The organism is Bacillus sp. BC08 (assembly GCF_054326875.1).
In genome coordinates this window covers 117822-129911 of the sequence record NZ_JBTGPA010000019.1, presented here as the reverse complement: position 1 = coordinate 129911, position 12090 = coordinate 117822, and the positions used below count along the sequence as shown (strand labels likewise).

13 protein-coding genes are annotated in these 12090 nt (G+C 36.2%); 4 read left to right on the top strand and 9 right to left on the bottom strand.

Annotation, left to right across the window (positions count from 1 at the left end):
* Nucleotides 1-3 precede the first annotated feature (3 nt).
* On the top strand, nucleotides 4-1545 hold the full coding sequence (locus ACXVYO_RS04210; RefSeq protein ID WP_458466126.1) for a SagB family peptide dehydrogenase: 1542 nt from the start codon (nucleotides 4-6) through the stop codon (nucleotides 1543-1545).
* 92 nt (nucleotides 1546-1637) lie between these two features.
* Entirely contained in the window at nucleotides 1638-2228 is a 591-nt protein-coding gene (locus ACXVYO_RS04205; RefSeq protein ID WP_458466125.1) for a class I SAM-dependent methyltransferase, read from the top strand.
* A gap of 31 nt (nucleotides 2229-2259) precedes the next feature.
* Here ACXVYO_RS04205 and ACXVYO_RS04200 read toward each other — a convergent pair whose 3' ends face one another.
* The 3 genes from ACXVYO_RS04200 to ACXVYO_RS04190 all read right to left on the bottom strand — a co-directional run bounded on the left by ACXVYO_RS04200 (nucleotide 2260) and on the right by ACXVYO_RS04190 (nucleotide 4741).
* Entirely contained in the window at nucleotides 2260-2670 is a 411-nt protein-coding gene (locus tag ACXVYO_RS04200) for a DUF3908 family protein (protein ID WP_458466124.1), read from the bottom strand.
* A gap of 146 nt (nucleotides 2671-2816) precedes the next feature.
* Complete coding sequence (locus tag ACXVYO_RS04195; RefSeq protein WP_458466123.1) at nucleotides 2817-3305, bottom strand: GNAT family N-acetyltransferase; 489 nt, start codon at nucleotides 3303-3305, stop codon at nucleotides 2817-2819.
* A gap of 101 nt (nucleotides 3306-3406) precedes the next feature.
* Nucleotides 3407-4741 (bottom strand): FAD-dependent oxidoreductase, encoded by a 1335-nt coding sequence (locus ACXVYO_RS04190; RefSeq protein ID WP_458466122.1) that lies wholly within the window; start codon nucleotides 4739-4741, stop codon nucleotides 3407-3409.
* Between the two features lie 201 nt (nucleotides 4742-4942).
* Between ACXVYO_RS04190 and ACXVYO_RS04185 the strand changes: the two genes are divergently transcribed.
* On the top strand, nucleotides 4943-5371 hold the full coding sequence (locus ACXVYO_RS04185; protein WP_458466121.1) for a hypothetical protein: 429 nt from the start codon (nucleotides 4943-4945) through the stop codon (nucleotides 5369-5371).
* 37 nt (nucleotides 5372-5408) lie between these two features.
* Here the strand turns inward: ACXVYO_RS04185 and ACXVYO_RS04180 are convergent, their stop codons facing one another.
* The gene (locus ACXVYO_RS04180; protein ID WP_458466120.1) at nucleotides 5409-6644 is read right to left on the bottom strand and encodes a TcaA 3rd/4th domain-containing protein; all 1236 of its coding nucleotides are present in this window, start codon (nucleotides 6642-6644) and stop codon (nucleotides 5409-5411) included.
* A 19-nt stretch (nucleotides 6645-6663) separates the two neighbouring features.
* On the bottom strand, nucleotides 6664-7449 hold the full coding sequence (locus ACXVYO_RS04175; protein WP_458466119.1) for a zinc ribbon domain-containing protein: 786 nt from the start codon (nucleotides 7447-7449) through the stop codon (nucleotides 6664-6666).
* Between the two features lie 196 nt (nucleotides 7450-7645).
* On the opposite strand from ACXVYO_RS04175, the gene ACXVYO_RS04170 reads away from it, so the two are divergent.
* On the top strand, nucleotides 7646-8479 hold the full coding sequence (locus ACXVYO_RS04170; RefSeq protein WP_458466118.1) for a hypothetical protein: 834 nt from the start codon (nucleotides 7646-7648) through the stop codon (nucleotides 8477-8479).
* Nucleotides 8480-8493: 14 nt separating this feature from the next.
* Here ACXVYO_RS04170 and ACXVYO_RS04165 read toward each other — a convergent pair whose 3' ends face one another.
* The 4 genes from ACXVYO_RS04165 to trpA all read right to left on the bottom strand — a co-directional run bounded on the left by ACXVYO_RS04165 (nucleotide 8494) and on the right by trpA (nucleotide 12088).
* The gene (locus tag ACXVYO_RS04165) at nucleotides 8494-9177 is read right to left on the bottom strand and encodes a DUF2278 family protein (protein ID WP_458466117.1); all 684 of its coding nucleotides are present in this window, start codon (nucleotides 9175-9177) and stop codon (nucleotides 8494-8496) included.
* 90 nt (nucleotides 9178-9267) lie between these two features.
* Nucleotides 9268-10767 carry an L-lactate permease gene (locus tag ACXVYO_RS04160; RefSeq protein WP_458466116.1) on the bottom strand — a complete coding sequence of 500 codons (1500 nt, stop codon included), beginning with the start codon at nucleotides 10765-10767 and terminating at the stop codon, nucleotides 9268-9270.
* Nucleotides 10768-10877: 110 nt separating this feature from the next.
* Nucleotides 10878-11237 (bottom strand): DUF4029 domain-containing protein, encoded by a 360-nt coding sequence (locus ACXVYO_RS04155; protein WP_458466115.1) that lies wholly within the window; start codon nucleotides 11235-11237, stop codon nucleotides 10878-10880.
* A 74-nt stretch (nucleotides 11238-11311) separates the two neighbouring features.
* Nucleotides 11312-12088, bottom strand: a complete 777-nt coding sequence (gene trpA / locus ACXVYO_RS04150; RefSeq protein ID WP_262740944.1) for a tryptophan synthase subunit alpha — start codon at nucleotides 12086-12088, stop codon at nucleotides 11312-11314.
* Nucleotides 12089-12090 lie beyond the last annotated feature (2 nt).

Sequence of the window (12090 nt, the reverse complement as noted above, 5' to 3'; positions counted from 1 at the left end):
TCTATGCAGCTGGATACTTTTTTACATCATCTTCATTTTTCGATCGATGAAATTATGCCGAATCATGAAGTGGACTGGGAAGATGCACCGCTTCCTTATAAATTATATCGAAATGCACCTATCATCCCTCTCCCTTTAGAAATACCATTATCTTTACCTAACTCTTCTACTACACCTACTTTGAAGGAGATTGGTCATTATCTTTGGGCCTCATTTGGTTTAACACAATTATGTCAGCTAAATAGCGAGAAAATTTTATTCCGAAGAGCTATCCCTTCAGGCGGCGCTTTATATCCAAATGAATTGTATATATATTTAAAGATTGACGATTATCCAGATGGTATTTACCATTACGACGCTGCGCACCACCGACTTATTTTACTTCGCGAAGGAAATTTCGATTCTTATCTCTCGGAAGCACTCGGCTATCGTTGTAACATACAGTCTTGTTTTGGTGCTGCATTCGTATCCACTATGTTTTGGAAAAACTTCTTTAAATACAATAATTTTTCATATCGTCTTCAAGGACTAGATAGTGGTGTTCTCATCGGTCAATTACTTGAATGTGCCAAACAATTCGGTTACACAAATGGCGTATATTTTCAGTTTCTAGACCGTGCAATTAATCATTTACTCGGACTGCCAGAAGGCGAAGAAAGCGTGTATGCTGTTGTTCCTTTAAGTACAGAACCGCAAAATGATTGGTTTCACAATGATGATCATCATAATAACACGGTTACTTCTCATGAATTACTACAGCAAATTCCGCCATTAACACACGAACATTTCGTTCGATCAAAGCAAGTAGATAAACATCCTATGATATCAAAAATAAATGCAGCTTCTATGATCGAATCGACAGCACACTTCCACACACTACATCATGAAGAGCACTATCAACATTATGCGCACGCTGTACAGTTGCCGCAAGTAGAACGGCTATCGTATGATTTTTTACAACTTTGTAAAGAACGGTATTCCCCTGATGCTGACTTCACTTTAACGAAATGGGATGCAGCAGGGCTCGCTACCTTACTACAAGAAGCGAGCCTCGCCTTTCCTTATTACAACGACCTTGATGGTCAGTATGTAAATGAAAATGCGCGCGTCTCCTTATATGGATGTTTTTATAACGTAAAAGATATAGAAAACGGCGCTTATTCTTATAGCAGCAAAAATCATTCCATACAGCCACTTCGATATGGAGACCTTCGTTATCCCCTTCAATCCAGTATGACGATGGATAACGTAAATCTTTTTCAAGTACCGCTTTGCCTACATGTGGTCGGAAAGAAAGATTACTATACAAATGCATTAGGCTATAGAGGGTACCGTATTCACCAAATGGAAGCTGGTATACTCGTTCATAAACTCGTTTTTGCAGCGACCGCGATGGGAATGGGCGGGCATCCTTTACTTAGTTTTGATACAAATTCATGTGATCAGTTGTACGGGATAGATGTGGGAAATGAAACGTCTCTCATTCAAATTCCTGTCGGGGCGTATCGAGCGCGGAATTGGTTAAAAGGGGATTTGCGTAATTAGAAGCACGCCGATATACGGCGTGCTTTTTTTAAAGGACTCAATTTATAAAAAGCGAAATGAGTATATATTCTTACATAAAAGGAGAGTTTAACTTGAGTATTTTACAACGATTAATCCAGCAAGCAAAAAATCCTCGCGGAACAATTGGTTCTTCCATGCTTTGTATTATGAACAGTGCACATACGAGACTAACAAATTGGGGATTACAGAAAGTACATATAAAGAAAGATGCAATCATATTAGATATCGGTTGTGGCGGCGGTAAAACGATACACACTCTTTCTAAACGAAATCCGTTTGGGAAAATATACGGGATTGATTACTCCGATCAAGCTGTAAAAAATTCTATACAGACGAATATAAAAGATGTTCAAAACAAAAAAGTCATTGTTCAACAAGCAAGCGTTTCTTCTATTCCCTATCATACGAACTTCTTCAATCTCATAACCGCTTTTCAAACACACTACTTTTGGCCTGATGTGGAACAAGATATAAAAGAAGTATTTCGCGTCCTACAACCGAACGGATCCTTTTTATTAGTGGCTGAAACTTTCAAAATTCAATATCATATGGAGAAATGTAAAACGACTGAAGAATTAATAAACCTATTTTATAAAACAGGATTTAAAAGTGTGAAATGTTATGAAGAAAGAGGATGCCTTTGTGTAATAGGAAACAAATAAAAAAGCAGACCTTGAAAGGTCTGCTTTTTTACTAGATTAACTTAAAAATACTCTTAATTTGTCTCGCAAATAACCAGTTTTTCGTACCGTAGTTATCATTTAAACTATCTAAATTGATAGATTGTCCGTTAGCAAACTTTAATTCTAACGTTGTATTTTTGTCATTTGTTTTTAAGTTGCTATGTGTAATGGCATCATACTTTAATTTTTCAATTTCAATATATTCATCTTTTTCTTGTCCGATCACGACATGGTCTTGGAAGAAGAAGAATACTTCTACTTTCTTACCGAAACAAAATACGTTTTTCGTATAAATTAATGTCGCATTATCAAGTCCGACGCATACTTCTTTCATCTCTTCCACAACATGTCCAAAGTCTTCTTCTTGTCTTGCGTTTGATTCAGCAATCCATTCTTCGATTGTTTTCATATTAATTGCCATACTGTGCCCCCTGGTTCGTTCATTGCTTTATTTAAAAATAAATACTATATGAAAATATAAGCGATAAGTACTATGTTTTCAAGGGTGAACGGTATATTCGCAATAAAGTTAAATTTCAAAGTAATATACTAGGAGCATCGATTCCATTATATTTTAAACGTTTGAACGAGACATTCTTCATCATCGATTAACTGTTTTTTCTCATCAAATTCGATGTTTAGCTCCCTATATACTTTCTTCCAAAAAGAAACTGCTCGTACATTTTTCACAAGTTCAATAACGAAATATTGTCCTCGTTTCTCTTTTAATACATTCTCAACAGCTTGTTTACCGATTCCTTTTCCTTTGTACTGATTCAATATGAAAATGTCATTTATGCCAAAGTCGTTTTCCTTCTTCAAAAAGGGGCGTTCCAACAATAATAAAAATCCTACAATACTATTTTCAGCTTTTATAAAATACGGAGTGATTCCATCATTTTCCCAAAACATGTGCAAATCTTCGTATTCAAAAAATCCATTTTCCCCAATCGTTATATTAGGAGTGAATGTAGAGAGGTCATGAAGATATAGTGCATACAAATTACGTAATATTTCTTTTTCTGATTCTTGAACTATTTGAAGTGTTACAAACATTTTTTATGATCCCCTTCCCTATATGTAACTGTTTCTCCCTCTTTATTATTCGCTAAAAAAGTTTACCTACCTTTGCAAAAAAAAATAGCACTTAAAAAGTGCTATTCTGCTCTCCTTGCCGCTTGCTGAATTGGATCCCAAACGCTGTTATATGGTGGTGCATAACTTAAGTCGACATCTTCTAACTCGTGAATACTCATTTTATTGAAAAGTGCCATTGCGATCACGTCAATTCGTTTATCTACACCTTCTTCTCCAATTACTTGTCCGCCTAATAATTGTTTCGTGTCAGAGCGATATAATAATTTCAAATAAAGTGGTTTCGCATTTGGATAATAGCCCGCCATATTTGTAGAATCTACTTTGACTGTTTTATACGGGATATGTAACCCTTTTGCTTCTTTTTCATTTAAGCCTGTTCTTGCGAGCGTCAAATCCATAAATTTAATAATACCTGTACCTAACGTACCTTTAAAGGCTCTTCGCTTATCCAGCATATTCAGTCCAGCGAGTCGCCCTTGTTTATTCGCAGTCGTTCCAAGCGGGATGTGGTCATGAATTTCTTTTATAACGTGGTAATGTGTTGCGCAATCACCAGCTGCATATACGTCCTGCACATTCGTTTGCATATATGCATTTACTTCAATTGCTCCTTTATGATTTGTACGTATATTTGTTCCTTCAAGAAAATCAGTATTTGGCTTCACTCCAACCGACACTAAAACAAGATCTGCCTTATACGTTCCTTTATCCGTTTCAATTTGTTCCACTCTTTCATTTCCTTTAAATGCTTTTACATTTTCATTCGTTAAAATTTCAATATTATGCTTACTTGCTTCTTTATGTATATATTCAGCCATATCTGCATCATAAATCGTACCGATATGATCATTTCGCTCAATCATTCTTACTTTCTTACCAAGTTCGACGAATGTTTCTGCCATCTCCAGTCCAATCGCACCGCCGCCAATAATGGTTACATCTTCAACTTTATTCGTTTCTAACGTTTTTAATATGCGCTCAGCATCCGGAATTGTTTTTAAAAGGTGAACACCTTGCAAATCTCGGCCTTCCCATTCTGGCATAACAGGATGCACTCCAGTCGCAATTAATAAACGATCGTACGGAAATTCAAAAATATCTTTCGTCTTCGTATGCTCTGCGTACACCATTTTCTTTTCCGTATCTACTTTCGTTACTTCATGTCGTACTTTCGCATCAATTCTGTATTTATCACGAAACGTCTTTACATTACGCGCGATTAATTTTTCCGTTGAAGCGATAGCACCACTAATGACATACGGTAATCCACACTGAGCATACGAATAAATTTCACCTTTTTCTAACGTTACAACATTTGCATTTTCATCGTTTCTAACAATTTGCATCGCTGCACTCATACCAGCTGCATCTCCGCCAATAATGACATAGTTCACTTTACCACTCCTTCTTTTTTACACACTCTTTACGTTTTCCATATTTTATAGAAATAACACCTACTTCCATTGTAAAGAAAGAGAATTTCATCTTCAAATTTGGTGCACAAACCTATACCTTACTAGGTAGCCGTCGTGTCTTATAAACAACATATTTAATATGCTATAACAGTAATAATCGAAAGTAGAGGTGAAACATGTATGTGTGCCGGCCTTCTCGCTCAAACTCCAGAGGAACCGCAAGAACCGAAACCCGCCGTGTCGCTTGATCAAGAATTTTCTATTAATGCAACATTATACAGCGCTCGCGCTTGGTTATCTAATGATGAGACTTTCGCACAAACGATTTGGAAAGGCTCTCACTTCGCTTCAGCATCGCACGCTGGCAAGTCCATCTTACCAATCGGTACTGTAAAGATTTTGAACTTATCTGATGATACAATAACAGTTACTGCATCATCAGATTCAGATGATGCTCTCAAAATAGTGGTACCGCCTCATTCTGAAGGTGTGTTAACATCTAGTGCATTATCTGATGTGCAAGCAAGTACATCAGGTGGAGCAAGTAAAGTCACATTCCTCTTTCATATCTTTTTCTCAAGGGATCCTGGTCCAGCTAAAAAACCATAGAAAAGGTACAGTTATGCACTGTACCTTTTTCACATGTTTATTCTCTTGCTTTAATCAGTTCCACATTATAAGTTTCAATATCTGTTAGCTTTCCTGTAAAATACGGATTTTCTCTATACCAAGACTGTTTTGAAAAATACGCCTGCATATCTTTCGTTTGAAAAATATGTCCATGCCTTGCATATATTTCGTTTCTAGCAATTTTCAAATGCTCTTTCGATAAATATGTTAAGTCCGCACTCGTTAGTTTCCGAATATCACTATCAGAGAAGATGAAACCATTATATACATACCGAGTCGTAGGTGGTGGAGTAACATTATAAACAACTGTTTTTTCTGTACTTTTCTTTTGGAATGGAAGATTATAAGAAGGAAGTGCCGTTACCGTTTCTACCTTCGTCGTTTCCCTTCCATTTTCTCCATTTCGTTCTAAATAAATCGTCGTACTTCCATCAGTTGCTACCGGTCCCCACGTAATTTCTTCTCCAGCCAGAGCTGTAACTGGCTTTTGATTCACATACAATGTTGCACCAGGTGCATTCGTTTGGACAGTAATATATTGCCCTTGCAACGTTAAATCTATCGTTACGTTATTTTGACCTTGTTTCATAAGTACAACCTTTTCTTCACGTGATAGTTTTACATAATCATTTTTATATTCTGATTGAAACACTTGAGTCCCTGGAAGAAACGGTCCATATTGCTTCTCAAACTTTTTATCATCTGTTTTATCAATTTCTTTTCCGTTCATTTTTAAAGATGTACCTTTTTCACTTGAAAGTAAAGTCGTATAATACGTCTTCGCTTTCAATTTATACCGATCAAATAAAAAGAAATACTTCCCGTCTTTCGTTAACGAAAAATCTGCTCTTTCGGTTCCGTCCCCTCGTTTTTCATCTTGCCTCAAATATTCTTTCAATTCATTCACGTAAGATGGATTTTCTTTTATATACGAAAATAGTGGCATTAAACTTTCTCCCGTGACAATAATGGCTGGATCATCTGCTGTGATGATTTCGGCTAACTTCTCCCCGTCCCGCTCTTGTACAATAGTAATCATCCGGTCTACTTGCTCAGCCCGCGTATAATACGACGATCCATATACATACAAACCGACAATCGCTATAAAAAGTAGTACTAAAAGTGTAATGCCAACTTTTGTACCGCTGCTCATTTTCTTCTTTACTACACGACTTTCCATCTTCTTACCGCAGTTTTGACAAAATTGCACACCTTCTTCAAAATGAGTCCCACACTTTGTACATACATTCATCCATTCAACCACCTTTTCATTAGAAGCCAGTTAATCCCTGTGTAAAGGTTTGAATTATCGTGCTAATGTAAGACCAAAGTACAATGAATGTTGCGATTCCAATTAAAACATTTGCGATAATAAGTGTGTAAACAAGATCTAATCCGCCGTTGTCTAATTTTAATATAGCAACAGTTATACTAATCCCTATATAAGTTGTAGCTACAGATAGTAATATCGGTAAGAAAAAGATTAATAGAAAACTAAAAAGAAATGTAAGAACTAATATAGCGATAGCCGGCGTTGCTATCGTTCCCCATACGCCGAATACTTCAAGAAATGAAAAAGAAGATTTCATCATCTTTCCACTTACAAAAATAATAAATCCGACAAATAAAGTTAAAATTAATAAAAATAAAAAGACCGTTACAGAGTCCAAAAAGAATGTAGGAGTAGGTATATCTGGTGCAAATGTTTTCGTAACAGCTGCTGCAGTACTCATCATTCTATAAAAAATACATGCCCCTAAAAAACAAATAAGAACAAGACTTACAATTCCATTTCGTACTTCAACCTTGCCGCTTTTCATAATCACTGTCGGTGCTTTGAAAGCATGTTTAAAGAACTGAAAATAGCCACTTGCAAACCGCTTCGCTTGCTCTACCGTTTCATTTGGTCGAGTTTCCTTTGCTGGTGCTACGCGTGTTTGTTGCTCCCCTTCTTCCTGTGCACCACTCGCTACTGCTTCCTCCGTCAACGAATGTCCACAATTCCCGCAAAACTTTGCCTCTGCTGCATTTTCCGTCTGACACGCCGGACATTTCATTCTCTCATCCCTCCTTGAGCATATACCATATAGGGTGTTACAAATTCAATATATGACTTTGGACATAAAACATGACTACAAGAAAAAGATTATGAAATCCTTCTTTCAAATGGAAATATATATGCTAGCAATCTTGAAAAATAATGCTATTATGAAACAGAACAAATAACATTTTTAACAGATTGGATGAAAGACAATGGAATTGGTAAACTCAATTTTTCAAATACTCCTTACAAGCGTAATCCAATTATTTTCTTTAATTGGCGTTATCATTGTAATTGGATTTCTATTAGGTTATTTAGAATCTCTCACACGCATGTATTGGTCGAGAGCTTTCGGAAGAAAAGGATTCCTTTTAACGGCGTGGATTGGTGTTCCAATTCACGAACTTGGACATGCCATTATGTGTGTACTATTTCGTCATAAAATTGTAGCAACGCAGTTTTTCCCAACAGATACAAGTCAAGGTGCTTTAGGCTACGTACAACATCAATACAATCAAAAAAGTGTATATCAACGAATTGGGAACTTCTTCATTGGAATCGGTCCTATTATTTCTGGTATTACTGCGTTAATCCTTTTAATGCGCTATTTCGTACCAAATTCATATTTCTTATTTAATACAACTCTCGAAAAAACAATTGCTTCTACTTCTATTAATATAGAAATGGTTCAAAACATGCTCTTGTCGACGTTTGTATTATTGAAAAGCTTATTTACAATAAGTAATGTATTGAACCCTTCCTTTTGGTTATTTTTATTTATCGCCATTTGTATTTCTGCACATATCGCTTTAAGTAAACCAGATATTAAAGGATCAATAGACGGTGTGATCGTCATGTTTATCGTATTATTTTTATTCAACATAATCGCAGGACTATTTCAATACGACAGTAATCAGCTACTCGGCAAAGTGATGAAGTATAATATGTACCTCATTGCGTTTTCTAGTGTGGCTCTGCTGTTCTCTTGCATTTCTACACTTGTTAGTTTTGGGTTTTATAAAATAAGAAGAGGGCGTTCATTTTGAACGCCCTCTTCTCCTCAATTATTCCGCTTATAATCACAATGCTCAACCGGAACACGAGCATGTCCTTCTTCATCTGTACACCATGACTGCGACTGGAAGGCAAGAAAAATACCGATCCATGATTCTTCCTTTTCGAAGTGAATGAGTATACCTCCGTCTTGCCATATACCATTATCACCTTTCCATTTCTCTACATTCCCTTGGTTCATATGAATATCGTGTATACCGTTTCCTGGTTCGAAATGGAAGTAAGAATCGGGTGTATTTTCTTCTGGTCCCCATCTTTCACCGAACGCGTAAATAATCGCTTTTTCTTCTATTGCTCGTTTTATATAACGTTCTATTTTTTCATTTAAATCATTATCCACTCCTGCTTTTTCAGCAGGTAAAGGAATCATTTGTTTCGATTCAAATACATTACCTCTTACGTAGTCTAAAGCTACTTTCGGTTCATTGTTTTTTATTTCTGTAAAACCGAATGGTAATGTCGGTAAAATGTGAATCGCCTCTGACCGAATATTGTCGCTCGCAAAATATAAAACTTCTGACGGATAACTTTGCGATTTCACATTAATTGCAATACGATAATTTACTTCTGCTTCGCCTTGTAAATGAACTTGATAATGAGGTGTTCTCCCTTTTCCAATCTTTGATTGTATAACTGTACCTTTTAATACACCGTAGTTTTTTAGGGGCATACATTTCATCTCCTATTCATTTAGTAGAAGCTTTACATATTTAAAACATTATCCAATCATAAAAAAAATCCTCCTATGTTAGGAGGATTTTTAATTTCTCAACATATACCAAACAATAACCTCTACTACTACGAGCAACACCGCACCAAAGATCATTAACGTCGTCTTCTTTAATAGTTCATTTTCACGATACGGGATATTACATAAATACGCACCTAGTGTAATCCGTGACGGACAAGCGATTGTCGCTACTGACGATGCTGTGTTTTGCAGTGTTGTGACGTATTGCCACGGGAGTGCTACGTTTTGCGCCGTTTGCATTTGTAGTTTTATAAACATCGCATTTGATCCTGCATTACTACCTGTTAAAAAGCCACCAATAGCGCCAATAAACGGAGCAACGAAAACGAAAAACGTTCCAAATGTTTCACCAGCTGTTTTTGCAAGCAATGAATGCATACCAGATGCACCCATTAGTTCTGAAATAGCGATAAACATTGTCGTCGTAATTGCAAATGGAATCCATTGCTTTATCGTTTGCGAGAGTGATTGTTTAATAATATGATATGGAATGCGGAAGAAGATAATAGTAAATAAGCACGTCATACCGAGCCAAAATCCTGGTGAATATAGCATTTCTAATTTGTAAGAGTATGATTTTAAATCAAGGACTGCATATGATCTGAATACATCATGTAATGCTGGTACGAGGCGAGAAAGCAAAATACAAACAGTTAAGAATATATAAGGGCTAATAATTTTTATAATAGATACTTCTCTTTCCGTTGCTGCAGCATGTTCTGTCATTACATTTTGCTCACTTTTTCCTTTTAATTTAATGATAAGAAAGCCAAATGTAATTGTAACGATAGAACTTAATATACCTGCTAGTTCAACACTTACATATGCGTTAGAAAGATAGATTCCGAGAGAGAATAATAGAAAGAAACCGAATCCTTCCTTCCACTTTTCCATAACGGCCTGCCAGCCTCCAACAACATGTAAAGAAAGAATGACGAAATAAGCAAACATCGGAATGCTTAGTAGTGCCGTATTTGTACCAAGTGTTGTAAGCGGCATATTTATAAGCTGCGAACCGATAATCGTACCAGTTGCCATTGCGCCCCATGAACTAGCTAGTAAACCAATAAATGAAAGTAGTACAGCTTGAAACGGTTTATAGCCTAATGATAGAAAGATAGGTGCTGCAACCATGAAACCAATTCCGAATCCACTTACTGATTCGATTAGTGGACAAATACCAAAACACATAAGAAGCATTTGTAATAAACGATCGTGCGTCACTTCTTCTAAAAAACGCGCTACTTGATCGATGTATCCCATTTTGTTCATGAGGTGAAATAAAAAAATACCGAAAAACAACACGTACCCGACAATAAAACAAATTAACCAACCTTTAATCGTTGCGTGCACAGTTTCACTTATCCCTAGTTGAAACGTTGGCGAGAGTAAAACGATTCCAACAGACACAACGTAAGCAATTAACGAGGACCGTAATGACGTTTGTTTAAATAAAAACAAACAAATGAAAATCATCATAATTGGGATAAGTGCCAACAATATGGCCATGTTATCATCTCTTTTCATTAAAAATACAATTTTTAACTATTATATAACAGATGTCGTAATTTTCAATTGTTTTTACAACAGATTCAAAAAAGGAGCCAAATGACTCCTTTTCATTCCCATTTTCTATTATCATGAAACACGTTCTGCTGCCTCATTATTTTGTCTAACACAACAAACACAATATAAGCACATATTACTTGCAATACAACATTCCCAAATTTCATTAATTCAAATGAATGGATCCAGCGAAATAATTCGTTTAATAATACAATCGAAACGATACTAAATAGTTCTATACTAATCGAAAATATACATATTTCTAAAATAGATTGCTCTTGAATGCGATTTAAGTTGGAAAAGATGAATACATATCCTAAAAATAGAGCCATCAATTCTATTTTCGTCATGCTAATGAGCCAAGCGTATAGTGGTACAGTTAAAAGAAGATATAGTAGTTTCCGTCTTAGCATGCTTTCTCACCCTTTGAGTTGTATGTATTTTCTGTATATTTTAACATTTATTACGTAAAACAAAAAGAAGAGACTTATGCCTCTTCTTTTTGTTTTGTTGCCTGTATTAATTCACATATTTCTTCTCGCTTTTCATTTTCTAACAGCTCAATGACTTTGCTTCCAACAACTACCCCATCACATATTGTAATCATTTCTTCTACATGTTCCTTCGTTGAAATACCGAACCCTGCGACTACCGGTAAATGTGTATGTGATTTTACTTTTTCTAAGTAACTATGAATCTCACCTTTAAAATTTTGACGTACTCCTGTTACGCCCGCTACTGTAACAGCGTAGACGAATCCTTCTGATTCACTCGTGATTTTTTCGATTCGCTCAATTGGGCTCGTTACTGTAACGAGTGGAATTAGCGCAATGTTTGCCTCTCGAAGTAACGGAGCAATAATATTTTGTTCTTCATACGGTAAATCCGGAACGATCATACCGTCTACCCCTGCTTCTATACAGTTTTCGATGAATCGTTCTTTTCCGAATGCGAGTACTGGATTTAAATATGTCATGAGTACAAATGGAATTTGTACTTCTTTCCTTACCTCTATTAATGCTTGAAAAATGCCCTTTAATGTTACACCGCTATCTAGCGCTCGTTTCCCTGCTCTTTGAATTGTTGGACCATCTGCGACTGGATCTGAAAACGGAATGCCGATTTCAACGATGCTTGCTCCTGCTTCGTCTAAAAAACGAATTCTTTCTTTTAATTTTTCAAGGCCACCATCTCCGCCCATTACGTACGGAATAAATGCTTTCTTACCATTTTCAAACGCTGCTGTAATTTTTTCTACTCCCATTT